At 65.3% G+C, this 23334-nt stretch carries 21 protein-coding genes and 1 tRNA gene; 7 read left to right on the forward strand and 15 right to left on the reverse strand.

Going from position 1 to position 23334, the window contains the following annotated elements:
- Window positions 1-11: 11 nt before the first annotated feature.
- Together QMZ05_RS17455 and QMZ05_RS17460 are read right to left on the reverse strand one after the other, a co-directional pair.
- The gene (locus tag QMZ05_RS17455; RefSeq protein ID WP_353701870.1) at window positions 12-1199 is read right to left on the reverse strand and encodes a SpoIIE family protein phosphatase; all 1188 of its coding nucleotides are present in this window, start codon (window positions 1197-1199) and stop codon (window positions 12-14) included.
- Window positions 1200-1325: 126 nt separating this feature from the next.
- The gene (locus tag QMZ05_RS17460) at window positions 1326-2102 is read right to left on the reverse strand and encodes an anti-sigma factor antagonist (RefSeq protein ID WP_353701871.1); all 777 of its coding nucleotides are present in this window, start codon (window positions 2100-2102) and stop codon (window positions 1326-1328) included.
- Window positions 2103-2350: 248 nt separating this feature from the next.
- Between QMZ05_RS17460 and QMZ05_RS17465 the strand changes: the two genes are divergently transcribed.
- From QMZ05_RS17465 to QMZ05_RS17475, 3 genes are all read left to right on the forward strand, one after another.
- The gene (locus QMZ05_RS17465) at window positions 2351-2686 is read left to right on the forward strand and encodes an STAS domain-containing protein (RefSeq protein ID WP_353701872.1); all 336 of its coding nucleotides are present in this window, start codon (window positions 2351-2353) and stop codon (window positions 2684-2686) included.
- A gap of 10 nt (window positions 2687-2696) precedes the next feature.
- On the forward strand, window positions 2697-4802 hold the full coding sequence (locus QMZ05_RS17470) for a winged helix-turn-helix domain-containing protein (protein WP_353701873.1): 2106 nt from the start codon (window positions 2697-2699) through the stop codon (window positions 4800-4802).
- A gap of 251 nt (window positions 4803-5053) precedes the next feature.
- Window positions 5054-5725 (forward strand): hypothetical protein, encoded by a 672-nt coding sequence (locus tag QMZ05_RS17475; RefSeq protein ID WP_353701874.1) that lies wholly within the window; start codon window positions 5054-5056, stop codon window positions 5723-5725.
- 604 nt (window positions 5726-6329) lie between these two features.
- Here QMZ05_RS17475 and QMZ05_RS17480 read toward each other — a convergent pair.
- Genes QMZ05_RS17480 through QMZ05_RS17495 form a run of 4 tightly spaced genes read right to left on the reverse strand, consistent with a single transcriptional unit; the run spans window position 6330 to window position 11614 of the window.
- Window positions 6330-7850: a trypsin-like serine protease gene (locus QMZ05_RS17480; RefSeq protein WP_353701875.1), complete on the reverse strand. Its 1521-nt coding sequence runs from the start codon at window positions 7848-7850 to the stop codon at window positions 6330-6332.
- A 16-nt stretch (window positions 7851-7866) separates the two neighbouring features.
- On the reverse strand, window positions 7867-9477 hold the full coding sequence (locus tag QMZ05_RS17485) for a caspase family protein (protein ID WP_353701876.1): 1611 nt from the start codon (window positions 9475-9477) through the stop codon (window positions 7867-7869).
- 41 nt (window positions 9478-9518) lie between these two features.
- On the reverse strand, window positions 9519-10460 hold the full coding sequence (locus QMZ05_RS17490; protein ID WP_353701877.1) for an OmpA family protein: 942 nt from the start codon (window positions 10458-10460) through the stop codon (window positions 9519-9521).
- 29 nt (window positions 10461-10489) lie between these two features.
- Window positions 10490-11614, reverse strand: coding sequence for a DUF4384 domain-containing protein (locus tag QMZ05_RS17495; protein WP_353701878.1), 1125 nt, complete (start codon window positions 11612-11614; stop codon window positions 10490-10492).
- A 275-nt stretch (window positions 11615-11889) separates the two neighbouring features.
- Here QMZ05_RS17495 and QMZ05_RS17500 point away from each other — a divergent pair, with 275 nt between their 5' ends.
- Both QMZ05_RS17500 and QMZ05_RS17505 read left to right on the forward strand, forming a co-directional pair.
- Window positions 11890-12468 (forward strand): hypothetical protein, encoded by a 579-nt coding sequence (locus QMZ05_RS17500; protein ID WP_353701879.1) that lies wholly within the window; start codon window positions 11890-11892, stop codon window positions 12466-12468.
- A 130-nt stretch (window positions 12469-12598) separates the two neighbouring features.
- On the forward strand, window positions 12599-14848 hold the full coding sequence (locus QMZ05_RS17505) for an SUMF1/EgtB/PvdO family nonheme iron enzyme (RefSeq protein ID WP_353701880.1): 2250 nt from the start codon (window positions 12599-12601) through the stop codon (window positions 14846-14848).
- A gap of 6 nt (window positions 14849-14854) precedes the next feature.
- Here the strand turns inward: QMZ05_RS17505 and QMZ05_RS17510 are convergent, their stop codons facing one another.
- From QMZ05_RS17510 to QMZ05_RS17520, 3 genes are read right to left on the reverse strand one after another with little or no spacing between them, the layout of a single operon-like run.
- Window positions 14855-15571 carry a superoxide dismutase gene (locus QMZ05_RS17510; protein ID WP_353701881.1) on the reverse strand — a complete coding sequence of 239 codons (717 nt, stop codon included), beginning with the start codon at window positions 15569-15571 and terminating at the stop codon, window positions 14855-14857.
- Between the two features lie 51 nt (window positions 15572-15622).
- Complete coding sequence (locus QMZ05_RS17515; protein ID WP_353701882.1) at window positions 15623-16663, reverse strand: OmpA family protein; 1041 nt, start codon at window positions 16661-16663, stop codon at window positions 15623-15625.
- A gap of 59 nt (window positions 16664-16722) precedes the next feature.
- Entirely contained in the window at window positions 16723-17409 is a 687-nt protein-coding gene (locus QMZ05_RS17520) for a hypothetical protein (RefSeq protein ID WP_353701883.1), read from the reverse strand.
- Window positions 17410-17811: 402 nt separating this feature from the next.
- On the opposite strand from QMZ05_RS17520, the gene QMZ05_RS17525 reads away from it, so the two are divergent.
- Window positions 17812-18225 (forward strand): hypothetical protein, encoded by a 414-nt coding sequence (locus QMZ05_RS17525; RefSeq protein ID WP_353701884.1) that lies wholly within the window; start codon window positions 17812-17814, stop codon window positions 18223-18225.
- Window positions 18226-18643: 418 nt separating this feature from the next.
- Here the strand turns inward: QMZ05_RS17525 and QMZ05_RS17530 are convergent, their stop codons facing one another.
- The 5 genes from QMZ05_RS17530 to QMZ05_RS17550 all read right to left on the reverse strand — a co-directional run bounded on the left by QMZ05_RS17530 (window position 18644) and on the right by QMZ05_RS17550 (window position 21169).
- Window positions 18644-18862 carry a hypothetical protein gene (locus QMZ05_RS17530; protein WP_353701885.1) on the reverse strand — a complete coding sequence of 73 codons (219 nt, stop codon included), beginning with the start codon at window positions 18860-18862 and terminating at the stop codon, window positions 18644-18646.
- Between the two features lie 48 nt (window positions 18863-18910).
- A complete protein-coding gene (locus QMZ05_RS17535) occupies window positions 18911-19243 on the reverse strand; it encodes a hypothetical protein (RefSeq protein ID WP_353701886.1) in 333 nt (110 codons plus the stop codon).
- A gap of 141 nt (window positions 19244-19384) precedes the next feature.
- Window positions 19385-19582, reverse strand: a complete 198-nt coding sequence (locus QMZ05_RS17540) for a hypothetical protein (RefSeq protein ID WP_353701887.1) — start codon at window positions 19580-19582, stop codon at window positions 19385-19387.
- A gap of 138 nt (window positions 19583-19720) precedes the next feature.
- Window positions 19721-20923 (reverse strand): tyrosine-type recombinase/integrase, encoded by a 1203-nt coding sequence (locus QMZ05_RS17545; protein WP_353701888.1) that lies wholly within the window; start codon window positions 20921-20923, stop codon window positions 19721-19723.
- Window positions 20924-21084: 161 nt separating this feature from the next.
- A tRNA-Leu gene (locus QMZ05_RS17550) sits at window positions 21085-21169 on the reverse strand.
- A 196-nt stretch (window positions 21170-21365) separates the two neighbouring features.
- On the opposite strand from QMZ05_RS17550, the gene QMZ05_RS17555 reads away from it, so the two are divergent.
- Complete coding sequence (locus QMZ05_RS17555) at window positions 21366-21902, forward strand: disulfide bond formation protein B (RefSeq protein ID WP_353701889.1); 537 nt, start codon at window positions 21366-21368, stop codon at window positions 21900-21902.
- Between the two features lie 189 nt (window positions 21903-22091).
- Here QMZ05_RS17555 and QMZ05_RS17560 read toward each other — a convergent pair whose 3' ends face one another.
- Window positions 22092-23156 carry an AbrB family transcriptional regulator gene (locus QMZ05_RS17560; RefSeq protein ID WP_353701893.1) on the reverse strand — a complete coding sequence of 355 codons (1065 nt, stop codon included), beginning with the start codon at window positions 23154-23156 and terminating at the stop codon, window positions 22092-22094.
- Between the last annotated feature and the right edge of the window lie 178 nt (window positions 23157-23334).

The raw sequence follows: 23334 nt of genomic DNA on the forward strand, positions 1-23334 counted from the left end.
TTTCCGGCACTTCAAGCCCCGAGCGCTGCTGGGATGCGCCGCAGCGCCAGCATTGCGATGTCGTCGGAGCGCGGCGCGTCGCGCACGAAAGCTGCGAGATCGGCCGCGACCGTCGCGACCATGGCCGAGCTCGTGGATGTGACCCCCGCCAATGCGGCCTCGAGCCGCGCCTCGCCAAGCGGCTCGTCAACGGCGTTGACGGCCTCGGTCACGCCATCGGTGTAGAGAAACAACCCTTCGCCGGGCGCGAGCTCCGCGTGCGCGGTCCGATACGCAACGCTCGGCTCGACGCCGAGCACGAGGCTGGCCGCCTCAACGAGCGGCGTGATGCTGCGGCCGGCGATGCGGTACGGCGGATTGTGCCCGGCATTGCAATAGCTGAGCATGCCGCCCGGCGACAGCACGCCGAAGAACAGCGTGACGAACATGACCGAGTCATTGCCGTCGCAAAGCTCCGCATTGACCCGCGTGATGATCGCGGCCGGATCGGGGGGCACCTCGCGCGCGGTCAGCTCGGTGACGACACGGATCAGGCTCTTCGTTCGCGCCATGAACAGCGCCGCCGGCATCCCCTTGCCGGAAACGTCGCCGATAAAGAAGCACAAGTCTCCGTTCGGCGCGCGGAACACGTCGTAGAGGTCGCCGCCGACCTCGAGCGCTGGCGCGATGCTGGCATGAATGTCCCACGGAAACGCCGCACCGGGCGCGGGAAAGGATTGCGGCACCATGCCCATCTGCAGCGCACGCGCGGCGTCGAGCTCGCGCTCGAGCCGCGCCAGATGCACACGCATCTGATCGCGCAGCCGCTTCTTTTCCAGGCTCGCGCCGAGCCGCGCGCGCAACAGCACCTTGTTGAACGGCTTGGTCAGGTAATCGACGGCGCCGAGCTCGATGCAGCTCACGACGTTTTCGATCTCGTTCTGCGCCGAGATCATGATGACCGGCAGATGATGCAGCCGCCCCTTGGCCTTGAGCCAAGCGAGCACGCCGAAGCCGTCGAGGCGCGGCATCATGACGTCGAGCAGCACCAGATCGAAGGGCTCGATTTCGAGCAGCGCCACCGCTTCCTCGCCATCATTCGCCGTGACGACGTGCTGGTAGCCCTCGAGGTCGAGATACATGGTCAGCGTGTAGCGATTGTCGTCATTGTCATCGACGACGAGGATGCGCGGGCCAGATGTCGTTACGGGTGCGGTCATAATTCTTCAGTGCTGGAAGTGGATGGCGAGGAGGCCCCCTCCGCCCTGCGGAGGGCTCGGACGGCTGGCGGCTTGTCGGCAATGCCGTAGATCAGATTGCTGGGCCGCACCATGTCCTCCCGGGCATCAGCAGGGCTCCGCCCAGGCCAGCCCTTCCTCGCGCGTGCCGCAGATGGCGAAGACCGTCGTGAAATGCGCGATTTCGAACAATCGTCGCAGCTCCGGGGACAAGCCGCAGATCACTATCCTGCCGTTCGTCTTGTGCATCAGCTTGTGGGCGAGCAGCATAGCGCGAAAGCCGGCGCTGCTGACATAGATGATGTTGCAAAGATCGATGACCACGCTGCGACAGCCGGCCCGGATCAAGGCGACGACCTGGTCGCCAAAGCGTTCTGCGCTCGCGGTGTCGATCCGCCCGTGCGGCGCCAAGACGGCGACGCCGTCAGTCGGAGGGGGCGTCATCGGGTTCGGCTGCCGCTCGTCCGAACGCGCCGGCAAGCGCTTGATCATGCGCAGCAGGTTCTTGCCGTTGCGGCGGTCATAGCAGACGGTGTCCATCAGGCTCTTGATGAAGTGTATGCCGATTCCTCCGACCTGACGCTGCGCCAGGTCCGCGGTGAGATCCGGGAGCGGAGCCTGTAGCGGATCGAACGCCTGGCCGTCGTCCTCGACCTCGATGCACACCTCGCCGTTCTGGCAGGCGAGGCGAACCACGATCATGCCGCTCGCCGGGTTGTCGTAGCCGTGGACCACGATATTGCTGAGCGTCTCGTCGAGCGCGACCTGGATGTCGTTGACGACCGTACCCGGCAGGCAGTTCTCGGTTCCGAATTGCTCGGTAAGCGCCACGATCCTGCGCAATTCCGCCTGGCGGCTTTCGATGCGAGTTTCACAATGCAGCATCAGGCTCGTTTCCGGGACGGGGGCCAGCTCAGCCGAAAGGTGTGGCTTCGTCAACCAAAGACATGTCCAAATGCGAGCTCCGGCCGGGAACCGGCAGGCCCGAACGGTTCGCGTCGCCCGTACTGTAGGCTCCGCGCGCGCGGTGGGCGTTGGCTGACGTATGAAAAGTTATGAATCCTCATGAAAACCTACCCCCGCGACGGCCGGCTCATGCTACCACCACAACAGTAGGAATCGGTTTTGGGGCAATGGATATCAGGTTCGAAGACCTGCCGGGACAAGGAAGCAAGGTCGTGCTCTCCGGCCGGCTCGACTCCTCCGGCGCGATCGAGATCGAGCTGCCGTTCAACGCCGTTGCGACCGAAAAGCGCGCCGTTGTGGTCGACCTGTCGGGCGTGACGATACTGTCATCATCCGGCGTGCGTTTGCTGCTGGTCGGCGCCAAACTTTGCGCCGCCAAGGGCGGAAAACTCGTCATCCTGTGCCCGCAGGCCGATGTGGCTAAAGTGCTACGCATCGCACGCTTCGATGCGCTCGCGCCGATCGTCACGAGCGAGAGCGCCGCGCTCACGGCGCTCGGCTAAGACCTGTCTGATGGCGCAGAACGCAATAAGCTTCGTGTTCGGTCCATTCCGGCTGCTCGCCGCGCGCCACGAATTGCTGGCGCAGGGCGTGCCGGTCACGATCGGACAGCGTGCGCTCGACGTGCTGCTCGCGCTGGTGCGCCGCCACGGCGAGCTCGTCACCAAGGACGAGTTGATGAGCGCGGTGTGGCCCGGCCTCGTGGTCGAGGAGAACAATCTCGCGGTCCACATCTCGGCGCTACGCAAGATTCTCGGGAAAACCGAGGACGGCAAGAGTTATCTGCAGACGGTCGCAGGCCGCGGCTATCGCTTCGTGGCTCCGGTCACGCAGGAGGATGTTGCGCGCGCTGTCGTGCCACCGGTCGTGCCCGTCGAGCCGAAAGGCGCTCCGCACAATCTGCCGCAGATGCTGACCCGCCTGATCGGTCGCAGCGACGAGCTTGGCGTTCTGCAAGAACACCTCAAGCGCCATCGCCTCGTCACGCTGACCGCTGGCGGCGTCGGCAAGACACGACTGGCGATCGAGACCGGCCGGCAGGCGCTGCCCTCTTATCCTGACGGCGTCTGGTTCATCGACCTAGCGCCGATCCGCGGCCTTGTTGCCGCACTGGTCGCCGAGGTGCTTGGTCTCGGCCATGCGAGTGGCAGTGCAGGTTCTCTCGCGGCCGTGCTCAAGGGACAACAGCGCCTCATCATCCTTGACAATTGCGAGCACGTGATTGGCGAGAGCGCCGCGCTCGCCGAGACGCTGATCCGGACCTGCCCTGACCTCTCGATCCTGGCCACGAGTCGCGAGCGCCTCGCGATCGCGGGCGAGAACGTGTTTCGGGTTCCCTCACTGCCGACGCCGGACGCGACCGACGCCCTGACGGCGCAGGCGGCGCAGCGCTTCGGCGCGGTAGAGATGTTCGTCGAGCGCGCCGCCGCGCTCGGCGAAGGCTTCGCGCTGACCAACCAGAACGCCGCCGTCGTTGCGGCAATTTGCCGGCGCATCGATGGTATCCCGCTGGCGATCGAGCTTGCGGCGCCGCGCCTGCGCGTGCTGTCCGAGCGGCAGCTTGCGAGTGGGCTCGACGAGCGCTTCGGGTTGCTCACCGGCGGCAGCCGTACCGCGGTGCCGCGGCACCAGACCCTGCAGGCGCTGATCGCATGGAGCTACGAGCTCTTGGATCGCACCGAGCAGCAGATGCTGCGGCGCTTTGCGGTCTGCGCGGGCTCGACCTCGCTTGCCTCGATCGTGGCAGTCGCCGAGCCCGACGCCGCGCACGCTGACGTGCTCGACCTCGTGATCTCGCTGGTCGAGAAATCGCTGATTCTACCCGACCGCGACCAGGACGAAACGCGCTACCGGATGCCCGAGTCGACGCGCTACTTCGCGCTCGATCGGCTTGCCGCCGAAGAGCAGCATGACCGGCATCGGCGGCACGCGCGCTATTTCGCTGAGCGGTTCGCGCAGGCGACCCAAGCTTTCGAGACGTCGGCGTCCGAATCCTGGCTGTCGCGCTACGGCGCCGATGTCGACAATCTGCGCACCGCGCTCACCTTCGCGTTCGGCCCGGACGGCAGCCGCGACATCGCGCTCGACCTCGTCGGCTGCAGTCATGTGATCTGGTCCGAGCTCGGGCTGATGCTGGAGCACCGGCATTGGGTCGAGCGCGCCCGCGCATGCGTCACCGCGGACACGCCGCCGCTGACGCAGGCGCGGCTGTTGTCGTGGCAATCCGGTGACGTGAAGGACGCCGACGATCCGAGCGACATCGACGACGCGCTCAGCGCAGCTTCCCTCTATCGCGGGCTCGGAGACGCGTTTCACGAGGGCAAGATGCTGATGCGAGCCGGCGCGGGCCGCCTGATGCAGGACAGCGCGCAGACGAGCACGCCCGCGGACCACGATAGCGGCGAGTCGCTGCTGCGGACGGCGCGCGCCTTGCTGGCGCCATCCGGTGACACAAAGGCGCTTGCCCAATGCGTCTCGGCGCTCGCTTCCGCGCGCCTGTTTGCCGATGACATGGGGCAGGCGCAGGCACTGCACCGTGAGGCTCTCGCGATCACGCAGCGCCTTGCGGAGACGGAGGCCGTGGCAGCGTCGAACCGGTCCAGCCGGTTGAAGACGTGAACGAGACGATACGACTGGCACCGACCGTCAGCGAATCCCCGGGCGATCCAAACCGGGACCTACACGTCGACCGAAAGCGCGCGAAGCGTGGGCCGCCGAACTGATTGAAGGCCCCGCGCGCCACGGCGCCACGACGTCGACCTGCCAAACCGATGGGGGGCCGGCGTCTTTCAAAGAAATTTGCGCTCTGTCATCACAACCGTGTTGCCGAGGGGCGGCACAGCGACGCTCACCGAGCCGAAAGGACAGACATGTCGACATCACAGTTCGCCAAAATTTCGATCGCCGCCGTGCTGTTGCTTGGCACGGCCGTTCTCGCGGCTTCCACGATCGCAAGGGCGCAGGACCAGGTTGATCCCAACCAGCTGCGTGCCGCGCAAGAGGCCGAGGAGGAGTTCAGCGACGATCAGCGCGCGATGCAGGCCGACGCCGAGGACAATGATCCGGCGAACGCCAACCGGCTGATGATCATGGACGCCAATGGGCGGCCCTACATGTATGACGGCGTCCGGGACGGCTTCACCTGCCGCGCGCGCCGCGTCCCGGTGCGCCGCATGTACCGCAGGATGACACGCTGCGGTTTCGGGCAGGATACGATGAATGCCTTCATCTCGCGCCCGACTGCCTACATGAATTCGGGCGCGTTCATCAATCCGCAGTACGGCGGCGCCTTCCCGCTGCAGCAGGGGTTCGACCCCGGCGCCTTCCGCTCGCAGGACTCCGAGGAAACCTTCAGCGACGATCAGCGCGCGATGCTGGCCGACAGCGAGGACAACGAGCCCGCCAATGAGAGTCGCATGATGCTGTTCGACGCGTCGGGACGTCCGCTCGCGTTCAATTCTCGGCCCGCCGGAATGTGGTGCCGTGTGGTGCGTGTCCCGAGCCGTGCGGTCTATCGCCGGACGATCTCCTGCGGTCGTTAGCCATCGCTTTCCCATTTTCGCCGCCATCGGCGGCATCCATCAGGCGTCGAGTTACGGCCTTCGCGTAACCCGTCGCCTTTTCTGTTTGCTGCCCTCCTGCTCTCATCGCTGGCTCAACCGGTTAGCACTGGGTCCTAGTCGCATCCGGCCGGAGCCCTTACCCAAGCCACGCCCCAGCCGAAGACGCGGGCCGACGAGGGCGGCGGCGCGCAACCGGATTCGATTTTCGACGACATCGGCGACTTCTTTTCGAAGGACTTGCCCCATGTGATGGAGCGCAACGTTGCATCGGTCGCGAAGTGGGTGGGCAGGGATGTCCTCCTCGGCCAGCCGAGTAAGGACGCTCTGAACGGCATGATCAACGCGCTTACCACCTGCAAAGACAACAACGGCGAGGACCAGACGAAGTCGAAATCGCAGCTCTTCGGACTGCGGATGCGGGCACGCAATCCGCCGCGGCTACGGCTTCGACCTGCTCATGGAGCGAGATGGCAGTGCCTTCCGTCATCTCGCTTTTGTCTTTCCGTCGATTTTGACGTTATCGCACTTGGCGCGTGTTGCTGATCGTCGTGCGCGGCGCCCACCCGGTCGCGACGCGCGCCGCTCAGGGCACTACGCGGTAGCGCAGCGACGCCATCGACCAGTTCGTGTTCGGCGGCCTCTGCGGACCAGCCCCCGGCGCCGCGGGTGCGGCAGGCACCAGATTGAGATCGCGTGCGATCAGCTCGTCGGCGATGCGTCCGATATATTCGACCGCATCCTCCGGCTCGCCGAGCGCACGCGGCATCGGCGGGACGTCGACCGATGTGACCGGCTTGTCGGCGAGCACCGCGATCAGCGTACCTTGCCCGACGGGCGGGTCGATCATGTAGGTGAAGCCGGCGAACTGGTCCGGAATCAGGAACGGTACTCCTGCGCGCAGTTGATTTCCGCCGCTGCCCGGACTGGAGAGCGACTGCTTGTTCGGGAAGATCTGCGTCACCTTCCCATCCGGCGTCGCGTCGAACAGCACCAGGTAGCCGCTGCGGCTCGAATCAACCCGGATTTGCGCCGACTGCCCGATGCGCAACGTCGCTCCGGGCGCAACACCGATGCGCAGGTTGGCCTCGTTCGAATGCGCAATCGAGGTTTGCACGGCGACTGGCACGGCGGCCGGAGCGACGGCGTCGGCAGCCGTGAACACGTCACTGCCGGTCTGCTGCTTGATCCAGCCGGAGAAAGCCGACACGCGCGAGTAGACGCCGGGCCGTCCGGCGCGGGCGCAGCCGAGCCCCCAGCTCACCACGCCTATCTGCACATAGTGGCCCTGTTCGTCCTTGGTGACCAAGGGTCCGCCGCTGTCGCCCTGACAGGCGTCCTTGCCGCCCTCCGCATAGCCCGCGCAGATGGTGCGGCGGTCGATACCGCGCCCGCGGTCACCCTGATAGGCCTGTCGGCAGGCCACGTGATCGATCAGCGGCAGGTCGACCTGCATCATCGACTCGGTGAGATAGAGGTTCTCCTGACCGTCCGGGATCGGCTGGCGCGTGTCGGAATCCATCCACACTTTCTTCTCGCGATCGAAGTAGCGCGACTTCAACAGGCCCCATCCGGTGACCGTGCTGAGCCGCCCCTCAGTTTCGATCGGCGACGGCAAGCGCGCGAGCTTCGAGGGCTTGGAGTGCGCCGGGGTCGCGAGTTGCACCAGCGCGACGTCGTTTTCGTGCGATTCCGCATCGTAGCCCTCGTGCACGATCATGCGCTGCACCTTCAGGGACCGGCCGCGATCCGCCGGCACCGTGCCGCCCGGCAGACTGCGCGCGATCATGTTGGTCTGCTCGACCACGAGCACGTCGTCTGGGCCGAGCCGGCCGCCGGCAAAGCAATGCCCGGCGGTTAAGACCCAATGCGACGCGATCACCGATCCGCCGCAGAAGAATGTGAACACTCCATCGGAGGCGCGGCGCTGGAAAAAGGCGATCTGCCATGGCCAGGCATTGTTTTCGGCGGGATTGCCGCCGACCACGCGCATGCTCTCCTCGTAGTCGTCGTCGTTGGCCGCGGGCACAGCGCTTTGTGCGCGTAGCGGCAGGGGCAGCACCAGGATGATGAGACCGACGAGCGTCGCGATTTGCTTGACAGACATGAGTTCTCGCCTCACTTCAGGGAGCGGTAAACAACCCGACCATTCCGATCTTTGCACCTGGCGCGCGCTTGATCTCCTGCTCGAGGAGCTCGACGACCCGTGCCGGGTTCTTCTTGCCGTCGAGATGATAGAGCGCATCAAGCAGCGTCGGCGAAGGCTGCTCGGACACGAACGCCACGACCGTGTCGCCGCCGAACGGCTCGCTCACGGTCAAGGGAAGCCGCCATGTCCCTTTCGGAAATGCGGCGTTCTCTCCGACACGCGGGAACAGCATTTGGACCGTGCCGTTGCCGCTGATATTGAGAACGACCACGAAACGGCCGCGCACACCGTCGGCCTCGAACGCGACGCTTTCGCCATTGCGGTGCACCGCATTGTTCGGTTGTAGCACGATCGTCTGCGGTCGCGCTTCCGCGAGCTTCTGCAGCGCACTGAGCGCGCGCGTGCGGTCGACGATGCCGGGAAGATCGCGTTCGGGTGCGCCCAGCACAATGATGCTGCCGGTATCGCTCACGACGTCGCCGGAACGGCTATCCCAGATGAGTTCGGCCGGCTCACGGTCGCCGACGATCTTGAATGGCGTCGTCACCGGCGTGACCAGCGCGACCGCCTCGCGCGGGCCACCGGCGAAACGGATGCGAACCGGCGCGTCCTTCCAGGGCTGCAGCGCGTTGCCGGCCGCCGGCGCCGCAGCGAGCAGCCTGAAGGCCGGTGCCTCGATCAGCGCGGCCGAACGTAGCGGCTCGGCCGTGATGACCTGGCGCTGCTCGGAATATTGCGAGACGAGCTGTCGCGCATACTCGAACAGCCGCTTGCGGTTGACCACGCCGCCTTCGATCAGCGCCGGCGCCGTGCCCTCGATCGCGCGCGCTACTGCGTAGCTCAACGCGCCGCGCAAGGTCGGTTGGCCGGAGATGCGCACTTCCGGCGCCTTGGAATTCTTGTCGACGGCGCCGAGGAAGGTGAGCTTCTCGAAGTTCGTCTCATCGAGCATGGCTTCTGCCGGGGTGTTGATCGGCTGCAGTTCGTCCGCCTCGATACGCAGGACGCTCGCTTGGCGGTAGCTGATGTCGGTCGCGCGCTCATCGACGCTGCGGACGAGGCCGCCACCGTGGCAGGTATCGGCGACGAAAAGTGTAAACACACCATGCTGCTCGAGGCGCTGCAGCAGGGCATGGAGCTCCTTGTCGATGATACGCTCGGCCGTTCCCAACCCGGCTGATTCAAAGCCGGGCAGAACGAACACCTCGTCCATGCCGTCCGGGTTCGATCCGGGGGTGCGCTCGGGCAACTGCGCGCCGTGACCCGCGAAGCTGATGATGACGAGATCGCCGGGTTTCGCATCGGCGGTCATCTGCTGCAGCGTCCCCATGACGCGCTGTCGCGTGGCCTGGCGGTCGAGCAGTACCGTCAGGTCGCTCACACCCGCCTTGCGCAATGCGCCGGCAAGATCGCTCGCATCTGCGACCGCCCCCTTGAGGTGGCGCTCCGCGACATAGTCATCGGCCCCTATGACGAGCGCATGCACCGGGCCGCCGGTGGGGCTCTGCAAGGTGGCGGCGTCGGCAATCCCCGCCTGCATTCCGATCAGGAGACCGGCAGTGCTGCTCAATTTCAGCCAGGACACCGTGCGTCGCGCCCGCGCGCCCAACTGTGAACCAGCCGGCACTAGCGCCGCCGCCACTCGACGCGCCGGTTGAGCGCGTTGATGTCTTCCTGCGTGAGCGAGGCGGGATCGACCACGCGCAGCGGCTGGCGCTTGCCCATCGCCACGCCCTGGATCGGTTGCGACACGCCGGCCTCGCGCAGCGCGCGCTCGACCGCCTTCAGCCGCTCCGCGGACAGGCGCATATTGTATTCGTCCGAGCCGACGGCATCTGTATGCCCGACCAGGATGATTTGGGCCGGATGTTGCTGCTGAATTGCCGAAAGCAGCTCGTTCACGGCCTGCTGCCCGATCGGCGATAGCTGTGCGGAATTGAAATCGAAGCGGATCGGCAGCGGGATCGAGACTGGATGGAAACCGCGAACGTCCTCCGACATCACACCTCCGACGCTGCCGTCGCGATGATCCTTCGCGGAAGCGACGAACACCGAGCCGGGCGCCTGCTCGTTCGCGGCCAGAAGGCGCGCTTGCGTGGCGCGGTCGAGGATCTCACTGATCAGCTCAGGGGCCGGCGCATGCGGCGTCTTGGTCGCGTCCTTGACGATTTCGATTGCGCGCATGTAGGTGCCCGCCGCATCGGCAAAACGCCGTTGCTCGAAGCGCAGCGCGCCGAGCACGGCTGCGGCCTTCCACGAGACTTGCGGCTTGTCGGCATCGACGGTCAGCGTCTCGCGCTCCGGCGAATTGGCAGGCAGCGCCTCGGCAATGACGAGCTCGAGCGCCGCACGCGTGTTCTGCACCTGGATCAGCGACGCTCCGCACACGGCGTCGCCCGCGATCGCACTCTCGGCCTTCTTGGCATCCTCCAGCGAGCGCGCCTGCACCGCGGTATTGAAGCGCGCAAGCAAGCTTGTGCAATCCGCCGCTCTCGCGGTTTCGCCATGGATCGTCCCGGCGAGACCGATGCCGACCAGGGCGCCCATAACCATGGAAGGTTTTGGCATTGTGATTCTCCGGCCGCCCCTCTGGTCGATCAAGGCTGGATGGTCAGATTGACGGACGTGATCGAGGTGCCGCTCGGCAGGCGACGCGAGACATTCAGGAGGTCGGTACGCAGCCCTTCGAGCGACGGCATCGCGGTGAAGATGTTGGTTTGGTCAGGCGCGACGACGGTTGCCGGAGTCGCGTCGGTCGAGCAGACCGCGATCAGCGTGGATGTGCCGACCGGCCCGCGCGCATCGATCACGGTCGAGGCGGAACCTCCCGAGACCACCGTCAGCTGTCCGGCCGGAATCGCGTTGCCGGTCGCGTTCTTGTTGGGAAACACCTGACGCGCCTGGCCGTTCGCCGCCACGTCGAACACCGTCAGCGAGCAGGCGGTCTGGGTCGTCGCCGCGAAGGTGATGCGTTCGCCGACGCGGTAGGTCTGCTTGTCCGTCGCAACTGCGAGCAGCAGCGTGTTGTTCATCTGCGGCACCAGTCCGGGCTGCGCGATCGGAGCAGGCGCCGGAGCCGCGGCGGCCTGCGCGACTTGAGCCGGCGGCGCGGGCGGCAGCGCGGCGACCGGCGTCGCCTGCGCGACCGTGTGCAGCACCAGATTCTGCTGCGCGAACTTGCCTCCCGGCGCCGACGCGGCCGCGACGGTAAGGTTGCGCATCAGATCTTCGACGCTCGCATCGACGCTGCGAAATGCCCCGGTCCCGCTCAGTTGGTTCGCGGCGACGAAGCCGTTCGGCTGCGACGTGGCGACCACCTTGATCAGCTCAGACCCGAAGGGCGGGCCAACGACGATCTGCGCGCTGCTCGGCGAGGCCGGAATCTGCAGCGGCGCGTTGGCGCGCACCAGGGCCTGCGGCTGGCTTTCGTTCGGGAACAACTGCGTCACCTTGCCCGTCGGGCCGACGGTGACGATCGTGACGTAGGCGTCCTCGCCGGTGCGAACCGAAAGCTGGACGTGCTCGCCATTCGCATACAGCCCGCTGGGGCGGTCGAAGCTCGCCTCGAGCTGGATCGTGTTGCTGGGGCCCGTCGCGTTGTAGGCTTGAACCTGCTGCACGCTGAGCTGGCGCTCGATGTCCTCACCGAGCTGGGGTTGCGCAGCCGCCGGACCAACCGTCAAGGCGACAGCCACGAGTGCAAAGAGGACAGGCTTGGACATGGGATCTCCTGGTCGGGGCGATTCGATCCTCGATCGTGTTCCAGCTCGCAGCTTGCCAGAACCCGTTCGACAACCTGCGAGGATGCGTTCGGTGTGGTGCGAGCCTGAGACGTCGAGCCCGCACAACCTGTGCAGCCTTAGAGGAAAGCCCGGAATGTGAGAAGGCGCGGACCCCTTCCCCTGCTCACCACGATTAAGTACACCTCCCATTGAATTGGAGGCCACCGCCATGCACCTTACGTCCACCCCTGCTAATGGATAGCAAGCCGACGATCATGGGCACGGAGCTCGATGCCGATCTCAATCTCCTGGAACGGATGCGCCACGCGCGGGCGCAGCTGAACGAGGAGATTTGCACGGCCAGCGTCGACCAGAGCGCCGATGTGTTGCACGCGCTGCGGCTCGAGTCCTCCTACCACCTTTGCGAGTTCTTCTTTCTCCTCAAGGCGAATGGTTTCTACGACACCGACGACATCCACGCGCTTGCCGACATGCACAATCGCTATCTCGCCGAAGTGCTCAAGGACGAGGAGAAGATGCGGCGCATGAATCTCACCTCGGAACGCCTGCTGCAGGCGATCTTCACCGGCGACACGATGCCTCGCCTGCTTGACGTCTGGCGCAGCTCGCGCGGCAGCCTCGATCAGAGCAATCTTGCCCGCTTCCTGGTTACGATCATGTCGACCGAGACGTGCCGCAAGTTGGTCGTCGCCTTCACGAAGGCGGGGTTCCTGGAACGCATCCGCACGCCGCATGGAACCGTGGTGATCCGCTCGAAAGGGATCGTCGAGGCGATGTTCGGCGCATCGATTCGACAGCTGCGATTGGAGCTCCAGCCCGGAATCTCCGCATGACCGTGCTGACCCCTGCGCCGGTTCGGCCGCCGGCCCGTCGGGCACCAAAATGTTTGGAGGCACGCTGGGCCGCGGGCCATGCCTCCTATGCTATGACCCGACGGCCGCGCGGGAGAGCGGGTTCGACGACATGCATCGCTTAAGGCGCCTGGTTGCAGCCCTGTTCGGTCTGCTGGCTCTCTCGGTCGCACCGGCCGAGGCGAAGCGCGTTGCGCTCGTCGTCGGAATCAACAGCTACGACAATCTCAAGTCCGATCAGCAGCTGCACAAGGCAGTCAACGACGCACGTGCGGTTGCCGCGACGCTAAAGGATGTCGGATTTCAGGTGGTCCAAGCCGAGAACGCAACCCGCAGCGATTTCCTGCGCACCTGGCAGCGCTTCCTCGACTCGGTGCAGCCCGGCGATGTGACCACGATCTATTTCGCCGGCCATGGCATCGAGCTCAACGGCGTGAACTTCATTTTGACCCGCGACGTTCCACGCCCTGACGATGGCGAAGAACTGATGCGCGGGAATGCGATCCGTGTTGGATCGCTGATGGAACGGCTGCGCGAGCAGAACCCACAGGTCGCGATCTGGATCATCGATGCCTGCCGCGATAGCCCTTTTGCGGGGCCGGGAGTGACGCGCGGCGTCGGCTCGACCCGCGGGCTCAAGCGCGAAGATCCTCCCAAGGGCACGCTGGTGATGATGTCGGCGGGCAGCGGTCAAGGCGCGCTCGACGCGCTTTCCGACGCCGACGCCAATCCGAACTCGGTTTACACGCGCACCTTGCTGCCGCTCCTGAAGGAGCCCGGTCTCGAGGTTACTGACCTCGCCAAGCGCCTGCGGACCGATGTCGAGGCTTTGGCGTCAACGATCGGGCGTGACCAGCGACCGGCGTTTTATCACGAATTGTCGGGCGACTTCTTCCTGGTGCCGCCAAGCGGTCCGCGCCCATCCGCCAGCGCGCCCTCGTCGGGCGTGAGCGAGGCTGCGGCGGCCTGGGCAAGCGTAAAGGACACGTCCGATCGCAATCTGCTCGAGGCCTTCGTGCGCCAGTTCCCCGGCACCTTCTACGCCGGACTCGCGCAGGCGAGGCTCGATACGGCGACGAAGCCGCAATCCGCAGCAACCGTCATCGCATCGGTGCCGGCGGCCTCGGCGGCTGCACCGACGGCCATTCCGGTGCCGCAGCCGCCGGCGGTGATCAGCCCGGCGCTCGTGCCGTCGCGCCGCAAGCCGCCAAGCGCGATGGAGTCGGCGCAGGCGTGGATCGAGGCGAAGGACTCGAATGACGTGGCCGCACTCGAGCGCTTTATCAGCGTGCACGGCGAGAGCATCTATGCGGCCCCGGCGCGCGAGCGGCTCGAAGCCGCGCGCCGACGCCAGGCTGCGGCTACCCCGCAAGGCCCTGCATCCCCCGCCTCGCCGGCGCGGTCGTCGAACGCGGCCGAGGCCGCAAAGGCCTGGGTCGCCGTCAAGGATGCGACCGAGCCGCAAATGCTCGAAGCGTTCCTGCAGCTTTATGGCGACAGCATCTATGCGTCGCAGGCGCGTCAGAGGATCGCCGATCTGCACGACAGCACCGAGCGCATGCAAGTCGCAGCGCTGCCGGTGCAGTTTCCGATCGCTCCGTTTGCTCTCAAGCCGGGAGGTGCGTTCCGCGATTGTGCCAGGTGTCCCGAGATGGTGGTGGTGCCCGCCGGTAGCTTCACCATGGGGTCGCCCAAGAGCGAGGCCGGGCGGGCGAGCAACGAGGGCACCGAGCGCTCCGTGTCGATCAAGGCTTTCGCGGTCGGCAAGTTCGCGGTCACCTTCGACGAATGGGACGCCTGTGTCGCCGCGGGCGGCTGCGACGGGTATCGTCCGGCCGATCAGAACGGCCGGCGCGGTCGCTATCCGGTTGTCAACGTCTCGTGGAAGGACGCCAAACGGTACGTAGCATGGCTCGCCAGAACGACCGGCAAGCCGTATCGGCTGCTCTCCGAGGCCGAGCGCGAATATGTGGCGCGCGGCGGCACCACCACGCCCTTCTGGTTCGGCGCCAGCATCACACCGCGGCAGGCGAACTATAACGGCTCGATCCAGTATGCGAATGGCGAGAAAGGCGAGTTTCGCAATCGCTCGCTGCCGGTCGACTTCTTCGCCGCCAATCCGTTCGGGCTCTATCAGGTGCACGGCAACGTCTATGAGTGGACTGAGGACTGCTGGCGCCCTTCCGATGCCGGCGCACCGAGTGACGGCTCGGCGCGCATGGAGGCTGATTGCGCCGCGCACGCATTGCGCGGCGGCTCGCTCCGCGACGGGCCGGATGCACTGCGCTCCGCCGCGCGCAGTGGCTTTGCAAGCGAGAATCGCACCGAGAATGTCGGGTTCCGGATCGCACGCGGCTTGTAAGCCGCATCAAATCCCGAGATTGCCGTCCTTTGCGGCGGCATAGCGCGCACCGACGGCAGTCCAGTTCACCACGTTCCACCAGGCTTTAAGGTAGTCGGCGCGGCGGTTCTGATAGATGAGGTAATAGGCGTGCTCCCACACGTCGTTGCCGACAAGCGCGCGGCGGCCGTCCATCAGTGGCGTGTCCTGATTGGGCTTGGTCGCGATCGCGAGCTTGCCGTCGGCATCGGCCGTGACGAACACCCAACCCGAGCCGAAGATGCGTAACCCGGCGGCGTTGAACTCCTCCTGCAGCTTCGCAAGCCCGCCGAAGTCCCGCTCGATCGCAGCCGACAGCTCAGGCTCGGGCGCCGTGCCGGGCGGACCCATCACTTGCCAGAACATCGTGTGGTTGGCGTGGCTGCCGGCATTGTTGCGAACCGCATTGCGGATCGCCTCGGGGAGCTCGCCGAGCCGGAACAGCAACTGCTCGAGTCGCATCGCGGCGACCGCCGGATAGTCCTTGACGGCCGCGTTGAGCGCGCTCACCGCCGCCCCGTGATGGCGGTCGTGATGAAGCTCAATCGTCTCCGCATCAATGTGTGGCTCGAGCGCCTTGGCCGGATAGGGAAGCGGCGCAAGCTGAAAAGGTGCTGCGCCTTGCGCGAAAGCGCGCCCGCGAGGAACGCTTACGGCCGCGGCAGCCGCCTGAGAAAGGAGAGCACGGCGAGTGAGCTTTGGCACTTCTAGCCTCACTTTTTTGCGCCGAGCTGAATCTCGGCGCCCTGGCGCCTGCTATTTCGGCAGAACGCGAAATTCGATGCGGCGGTTCTTGGCGCGGTGCTCCTCGCTGTCGTTCGCGGCGATCGGGCGCGTGTCGCCGTAACCGGTCGACTCGATCCGGCTCGCCGGCACCCCATGCTGCACGAGATAACCCACCACGGCGCTGGCGCGATTGGTCGAGAGCGACCGATTGGCCTCCCTGCCGCCGACCGAGTCGGTATGTCCGGTGACCTCGACCCGCGCACTCGGGCAGCGGTTCGCAATGTCGGCGACGCTGTTGAGCAAGGGCTCGCTGTTGTGATCGAGCTCCGCGCTGCCGATCTTGAAGTAGATCGCCTGCGTGGTCGAGATGACGCTGAAGCGGGTTTCGCAGGCCTCCGTGGAGATCGTCGCCGTCTCCTCGGCGCGCACGCGCTTCTGCGTCTCCGCGCGCGCCGCCTCGATCGCCGGGATCTTCTCGCCGGTTTCGAACACGAGATCGAAGCTGATCGAGGTCGCCGCCACGATCGGAATGCCGCCGACCGCTTCGGACAGCTTGGCGATGCCGGCGGTCAGGTTGAAATCGTCTGCCGTGACGATGATCGGCTCGGCCGAGGTGACCGAGACAGACTGGTCGGTGATGCGCGTCACCGTCACGGGCGCCTCGAACTCGCGCTCGACGCCGTGCAGACTGAGCTTGAACTTGAGCGGGTAGGTGATGCGGATCTGCGAGGTCAGATCCTGCAGCTTCTGCATGTCGAGCTTGGCAGTAATCTCTGCCTGCGGAAACCTGAACGTTTCAAACAGCAGGTAGCGCATGCGCACATCGCGCACATCGATATTGGACTTGACCGAGATCAGATCGATTTTCAGCGTGGCGTCGCCGTTGCGGCTGACGCTGCCGTCGAGTCCGGTGAAGCGCTGGGTCTCGATGGTGGTGTTGTTCTTCGCCGTCTGCATGTAGAAATGCGACGCGTTCGCGTTCAGCAGCCACTCCTGCTGCGCGTTGGCTGTCGCCGTGCCGCCGAGCGGCAATGCGATCGCCATCACCAGCGTTGCAAGTTGTCGACGCATGGACTTGATCCTCGCTTTGCACGTGCCGGCGCCGTCCCGCAGCACGGCGCGATTGACGCTCACTGACACCCCGATTTCGCCCAGCGCATCAGCGCGGCCTTGTAGGCGCCGCCGTAGGGATGGGGATGGCGCAGCGCCGAGCGCGGGTTTTTCGCGTATGAGGCCCCTTGCTCGCACAGCGCCTGCCGGTCCCATTGATGACAAGACTGGCAGCTTTTCTTCCAGACTTCCTCGGGAAGCCCTTCGATCGGCGGAAATTGCGGAATACCGCGCGCGAGTTGCTCGATGGACTGACCCTGCACCGGGAACGGACCTTCGGGAATCGGCTGCGTGAAGCGCAGTGTATCATCGGCCGGAGCCGCGGCGGCCGCCGGTGCCGGCGCGGGAGGCGGAGCCCCGGTCGCTGCCGCCGCCTCGGCAGGCGACATTTCCTGCAGCAAGCGCGGGTTGGTCCAACCTTCGACCGCCACGTGCTCGTTTGGCTTTGGATACTTCTGCGCGATGTAGACCCAGTCGCGATCGCCGGCCTTTTCGGTGCGCGTGACGCAGACCACCTCTCCGCTGTCGAGCACGTCGATGAAGACGGCGTCGCCGCGCGGCTCCTTGCTGATATTCAGGCTGCCGGCCTGGACCTTGTAGTAGCGGCACGCCTGGTCCTGCGCGCGCGCGGTCCATCCCCAGAACGCCACGCTGGAGCCGGCCGCAAGACTGATCGCAAGACAGAGAGCGATGCTCGGGATGCGCATCCTGTTGTCCTCGGGCGCTCGTCCCTAACGGGCGGCTCGCAAGCTCGATACGATAAAGATGGCACCCTCGCGAGCAGCGGAGGGGCGCGAATACGGATTGCTGTGAATGAGCCGGAGAAATCGGAGGCAACGGTCGGCGTCCGCGGGACCCGACAGGCTCCGATTCGAGGTTGCGAAGCGCTCGGACTCGAAGTCCGTCGGCAGCATGGCCGGCGCATGGATCCGGGCTTGCGAAGCTGGGCTCTTGGGAACCGACGGCATGACTTGTCTCCCTCGGCGCTTGGATTCGCGCGGATCAGGCCGCGACTATGCGAACGGCTGGGTCTTAACGCTTTGGCGCGCAGATGAATCGTTGTGAAGATTTCTGAATTGAGGGCGAGCGACGCGCCGGATCGAACGTCCGTGACGACGCAACCGGGTTTCGCCAGGCACGTCGTCGCGACTTGCAAACGGCTTGAAGGTCTTCCGCTTGCCGGCGAAACGCAGGCGGTGTTAGCAACGGTCACGGGCCATCCACTAACGCGACGGCGCGGATCGGTTCGATGCCTGCCGCTGTCGATGAACGTCAGTCAGGAGCTCACGATGCTGGTGACCTATGAGGAAGGTGGCAAAGTCGTCACCATCACGGGTTGGCGCAAATGGCTGATCGTTGCGGCGGTTATGGTCGTTGTGACCGTCATCCTGACGGCCGTTGTCGCGCTTCTGTTCGGTATCGCGCTCACACTGGCATTCGTTCTGCTGATCGCAGCGCCGCTGGTATGTGCCCTCGGGTTGATCGCGTACGCGGTGCGGCCGATGTGGCGCGGCACGCCGTAGCCCGGCTCGCTTTGTCACGCGGGGCGAAGAAAAGCCGGACGCGTCACGATTTCCTTCGCTCCGGGTCGCCAGTCATCGTCTGCACGGTCCGGGCGTGACGGCCGGCGGCGGCGCCTGCGTTGAAGCGGAACCACCCTCAATAGTGCGGCATGGCTCGAGCGCCGGCCGTTCGGGCTCGTCCTGCTCCGACCGGGAGGTCGGAGCGCGACCATTATCATTGGGTCCTACGAGATGCGGACCAGAGTCAATCGGCAGCTCCCTGACCCGCTGCGTCGATTGGGCGAAGACCGGAGCCGCGAGCGGGACCACGGAAACAATGACAAGCGCCAACAATTTGCAGGCCAAGCCTTTTCGCATCATCGGTCTCGCGGTTCAGGAACACCATCACCCTGTCGCGCCGTGACTGTCGGGCGCAGGATCAGCACACGCTGGGGCCACACTCCTCCCATCGGACACAGCGCATGACGCCATCTTCATCGCGCTCCCACGCGATGCATTCGCGCCGCGCCAGGATCACGCCCGGGAGACGGGGCGGCGACTTCGCGCCCGCCGGCAGCGCGTGCCCATGCGACGGCACAATCAGCAGCGCAGCAAGGAGCGCGACCGAACAAAAGGCGGACTTCAAAATGCGCGGCATGGCGTTGTCTCCCCGATCTGGATTCCTGCGGTTCGATCTCAAGCGGTCTCATTCATCAGGCTTGCCGTTATCCACGGCCGGGTGATCCGGCGGCCGCCCCGGTTGCGCTTGGTCGACCTCGGCTTGCGGGACAAACAACTTCGCCCCCTCGGTGATATCCGAGAAGCTTGTCTTGCCGCTGAACAGATCCTTGAATCCGTCAGCCATGTTGCTGAACATGTCGCGCGTCTGCGCTTTCGAAGGCTCGCCGGCCTGCGGATTTCGTCCGATCGGCGCGGCTGCCGTTTCGGCGGGCGCAGCCGGCTTTTCCATCGGATCAGCGTGTGCGGCACCGGTCGAGATCATGACCGTCGCCAGCAACACCAAAGCTCGGTTCTGCATGCCGTGCGCCCTCTTTCCTGCGTGAGGCCGCAGAAGAGCAACAGCAGAGGCAAATCACAACGGCCAGGCTTCCAAGCAGCTTGAAGGTCGACGGAACCGCACAGGGCGTTGCGCGGCGAGGCTCTCACGATCACGCGTCGGTTACTCAAACGAGAACAGGGTCGTGATGTAGATGCGATCCCAAGAGCGCTTGCGTAACTCCGGATTGAGGTCCTTAACAAATGTGACCTGATCGTTCTGGCCGTATTTGCTGTGATACTGAGCAATCTTCATCAGGCCGAGCGGGGGATACTTGTTCTTATAACCCGGCTCCAAAAGCAAAATTTTCTTGTTCGGCATACTAGCGTCCCCTTACGGGGACGCAGCATACACGACCGAAATGCCGGAGGCGATCGGTAAGTTGATTGCAGCGAGGATTTCTACCGATTTTTGGGCCGCATGGCAGCCTTGAAGAGGCTGCCAGCCTATTTGACGCGCTCATGCGGCTTTCCGCCGTAGAGGGGCTCGTTGCCGGAAGGTGTCCAGGAGGTCCGCCCAGTCCTGCATGAGCTTCTTGCGCTCGGGGAGGTACAGGGCACGGTTATAGATCCGGCGCATCTCATCCTCGTCCTGATGGGCCAGCGCGGCTTCAATGACATCGTCGTCGTGGCCGCGCTCATTGAGGATGGTGCTCGCAGTGGACCGAAAGCCGTGGGCGGTCGCCTGATCCTTGGTGTAGCCCATGTTCCGCAAGACGGAGTTGAAGGCGTTCTCGGAGAGGGGTTTCTTGTGGGAACGCAGCGATGGGAAAACTAGGTCGTTTTCTTCGTTGAGCGGCCAAACAATCTTCAGCACGGCCAGCGCTTGCCGCGAAAGGGGCACGTCGTGGGGCCGGCGCATCTTCATGCGTTCGCCGGGAATGCGCCACAGCCGCTTGGGGAAGTCCACCTCAATGCGCCGCATATGCCGAACGTCGCCAGGGCGAGCCATCGTTAGGATCAGGAACTGTAGAGCAGATTGGAGGATGGGCCAGCCATCGTACTCGTCGAGCGAGGTGAGAAATCGCCCGAGGTCCCGCTCGTCGATGATCGCCGCACGATGCTTAACTTTGACCTTCAGAAGCGCGCCGCGAAGCGCGTAGGTCGGATCATTCGTTGCCCGGAGGGTGGCAACGGCAAGGCGAAACACGGAGCCCATGGCCGACCGCAGCCGGTGCGCGGTATCGCGGCGGCCGCTGGCCTCGATCTTCTTGAGAATATCCAGGAGCTCCGCGGGTACAATCTCGCCGACGGGGCGGTTGCGTATTGGGGCTGCCAGCTCTTCAAGCAGCCAGCGGTTCTTAGTGATCGTGACTTCAGCAGCCTCGTTTGCTTTGAGGTTCGCGAGGTATTCGTCGGCGACCGCGCCAAACGTATCGGCCGAAGCTGCGCTGATCTTGTCGAGCTTCCGTCGCAGAGATGGATTGATCCCAGCCGCAACTTGTTTTCTGACCTGATCGCGCTTCTCGCGCGCTTCCTTGAGCGAAACAGCGGGGAAGGCACCGAGCGACATCATGTTGGCTTTGCCGCCGAAGCGAAAGCGAATGCGCCAGAGCCGGCTGCCGGTCGTGCTGACCTGCAAGTGCAAACCTTCGCCGTCCAACAGCATGTACGGCTTATCTTTGGGCTTCGCGTTGATGATCGACAGCTGGGAAAGGGGCATGTGAGTAGACCGCGATCCGTGGCATTTTCTACTCACATTTCTACTCTCAATGTGAGTAGCTGGCTAGGGTACCCATGTGGTGCAATGTGCGCATGCGCCCTCGCTAAAGGGCTGATTTATAGGGATTTTGGTCTGCCAAGTAGCGCCATGTTCGGTGCTGTTGGTGCCCCTGGCCGGAATCGAACCAGCACTCCTTGCGGAACTCGATTTTGAGTCGAGCGCGTCTACCAGTTCCGCCACAGGGGCATTCGCGATTATTCAAGCCCGGAAGGGCCTGAGGTCGCGAAGCGCGGCGGACTATAGCGGCCGGCCCGTCACGGTCAACCCGCGCGGATGTGATTGTCCCGCGCCTCGACAGCGGTATTTTCACGCGATACGACCCGGGTCGAGCGTGGGGCAGGGCCTGACCCTGCCGTCTGATGATGCTCGCAGGAGGACCGCCGTGACGACCGCCACCGCCCATCCGTCGGATCCTTCCGCCACCGGCAATCCGGCGCTGACCTCGGCCCTGGCGATCGCCGTGATCGCGGCGGCGACGCTGGCCGGCGCCTGGTTCTTCCAGCTCGTGCTGGAGATCATGCCCTGTCCGCTCTGCCTCGAGCAGCGCTATGCCTATTACCTCGCGGTCGCGCTCGGCGCCGTGGTGGCGCTGGCTGCAGCCCGCGGCGCATCGCGCCCGCTGCTGCTCGCGGGGCTTGCGATCCTCGGCCTCGCCGCGCTCGCCAATGCCGGGCTCGGCGCCTATCACGCCGGCGTCGAATGGGGATTCTGGCCGGGACCAACCGATTGCACCGGCCCGATGGTGGATTTCGGCAAGGCCGGCTCGCTGCTGGATCAGCTCGACAAGGTCAAGGTGGTCCGCTGCGACGAGGTGCAGTGGCGCTTCCTCGGCATCTCGCTCGCCGGCTACAACGTGCTGATCTCGCTGCTGATGGCCGCGATCGCCGGCTGGGGTGTGATGCGGGCCGCGAAGGCCTGAGGTCGAAAGGCACGGCTTCCCGTGATCCGTCATGCTGAGGAGGCCGCATAGCGGCCGTCTCGAAGCATGCACGGCTACCAGCCGGGCCGTGCATCCTTCGAGACGCGCGAAGCCTGTCATCGGGCCGCGCTTCGCGCGGACCCGTTGGCGCTCCTCAGCATGACGGGTTGAACAGGTCTTTCGCCCACCCTAATCGTCGACGTCGTCCTGCGGCCGTCCGAACAGATGGATGATGCCCGGCGTCGAGATGGTGACGAACAAGAACCGCGACAGGTGATGGGCGCCGACGAAGATCGGGTCGATGTGCAGCGTCAGGGCCAGCGCCAGCATCGCGTCCATCGCGCCGGGCGCGAAGGCGACCACGACGTCGGCAAGCCGTACGTGGGTGGTGAAGGCGATCACCGCGACGAACACGGCCGAGATCAGGATGGCGATCGCAAACGAGCCGAGCCCGGCATTGACGTGGCTGAGCAGGGTCGAGGTCTTCATCCGCGCGAAGCGGGTGCCGATGATGGCGCCGATGCCGACCAGCGCGATATTGCGGAGCCAGGGCGGCAGGCCGCCGTCGACCAGGCCCGAGCCATGCAACAGGCTGGAGGCGAGCATCGCGCCGAACATCCAGCTGGCGGGGAATTTGATCCAGCGCAGCAGCAGCGAGACGCCGATCGACCCGGCGACCAGGGCGATCAGGCCGAACGGCGAGGCGACGGTCGTCGGCAATGGCGGCGGCGCCGCGTGCGTCACCCCGGTCAGCGCCAGCACCAGCGGCAGTGCCGCGGTCAGGATGATGACGCGCATGGTCTGCACCACGGCGATCGCCGCGACGTCGGCGCCCTTCTCCGCGGCGAGGATCGTGATCTGCGAGAGCGCGCCGGGGCTGCCGGCGAGGAAGGCCGAGGTCTGGTCCCAGCCATGCATGCGCTGCAGATAGAGGCTCGAGCCGAAGGTCGAGCAGAACGTCGCCAGCGCCAACAGGGCGATGGTGAGGGGATAGGAGCTCATATGCTGCAGCAATTGCTGCGACATCAGCGAGCCGAGCGAAATACCGAGCAGCAGCAGCACCGATTGCGTCAGCACCGGCGGCACCGCGAGCGGCCGGCCGGCCAGCGCTGCGATCCCGACCGCGCACATCGCACCCGAGATCAGGCCGCCCGGCAATCCCACCCATAAAAACAGCAGGCCGCCGCCTGCGCCGATGACGAGGGTCTCGAGCCCATTCAGAACTTTGCTGCGGTCGGGAATGGCCGTTGCCATCGAAGCGCGGATCAGGGTCACGCCGCCTTATGGCAAATTCGCGCGGACGCGACAAATGCATCTCGCGATTGCAGCATTGCGCTCGAATTCTCGGGGAATCTTCCTTCACCCTCCCCTGGAGGGGGAGGGTCGACGCGAATGAAATGAGCGGCGGGGTGGGGTGACGGTCTCTCCTATC

The sequence above is a fragment of the Bradyrhizobium sp. INPA03-11B genome (assembly GCF_040446015.1).
Classification (GTDB): domain Bacteria; phylum Pseudomonadota; class Alphaproteobacteria; order Rhizobiales; family Xanthobacteraceae; genus Bradyrhizobium; species Bradyrhizobium macuxiense_A.

Coding starts and splice junctions, on each gene's coding strand:
- QMZ05_RS17520 (WP_353701883.1), bottom strand. CDS start 17,409: ATGCGCATCCCGAGCATCGCTCTCTGTCTTGCGATCAGTCTTGCGGCC.
- QMZ05_RS17475 (WP_353701874.1), top strand. CDS start 5,054: ATGTCGACATCACAGTTCGCCAAAATTTCGATCGCCGCCGTGCTGTTG.
- QMZ05_RS17470 (WP_353701873.1), top strand. CDS start 2,697: ATGGCGCAGAACGCAATAAGCTTCGTGTTCGGTCCATTCCGGCTGCTC.
- QMZ05_RS17530 (WP_353701885.1), bottom strand. CDS start 18,862: ATGCCGCGCATTTTGAAGTCCGCCTTTTGTTCGGTCGCGCTCCTTGCT.
- QMZ05_RS17460 (WP_353701871.1), bottom strand. CDS start 2,102: ATGCTGCATTGTGAAACTCGCATCGAAAGCCGCCAGGCGGAATTGCGC.
- QMZ05_RS17490 (WP_353701877.1), bottom strand. CDS start 10,460: ATGCCAAAACCTTCCATGGTTATGGGCGCCCTGGTCGGCATCGGTCTC.
- QMZ05_RS17455 (WP_353701870.1), bottom strand. CDS start 1,199: ATGACCGCACCCGTAACGACATCTGGCCCGCGCATCCTCGTCGTCGAT.
- QMZ05_RS17465 (WP_353701872.1), top strand. CDS start 2,351: ATGGATATCAGGTTCGAAGACCTGCCGGGACAAGGAAGCAAGGTCGTG.
- QMZ05_RS17500 (WP_353701879.1), top strand. CDS start 11,890: ATGGGCACGGAGCTCGATGCCGATCTCAATCTCCTGGAACGGATGCGC.
- QMZ05_RS17545 (WP_353701888.1), bottom strand. CDS start 20,923: ATGCCCCTTTCCCAGCTGTCGATCATCAACGCGAAGCCCAAAGATAAG.
- QMZ05_RS17515 (WP_353701882.1), bottom strand. CDS start 16,663: ATGCGTCGACAACTTGCAACGCTGGTGATGGCGATCGCATTGCCGCTC.
- QMZ05_RS17480 (WP_353701875.1), bottom strand. CDS start 7,850: ATGTCTGTCAAGCAAATCGCGACGCTCGTCGGTCTCATCATCCTGGTG.
- QMZ05_RS17540 (WP_353701887.1), bottom strand. CDS start 19,582: ATGCCGAACAAGAAAATTTTGCTTTTGGAGCCGGGTTATAAGAACAAG.
- QMZ05_RS17535 (WP_353701886.1), bottom strand. CDS start 19,243: ATGCAGAACCGAGCTTTGGTGTTGCTGGCGACGGTCATGATCTCGACC.
- QMZ05_RS17495 (WP_353701878.1), bottom strand. CDS start 11,614: ATGTCCAAGCCTGTCCTCTTTGCACTCGTGGCTGTCGCCTTGACGGTT.
- QMZ05_RS17560 (WP_353701893.1), bottom strand. CDS start 23,156: ATGGCAACGGCCATTCCCGACCGCAGCAAAGTTCTGAATGGGCTCGAG.
- QMZ05_RS17505 (WP_353701880.1), top strand. CDS start 12,599: ATGCATCGCTTAAGGCGCCTGGTTGCAGCCCTGTTCGGTCTGCTGGCT.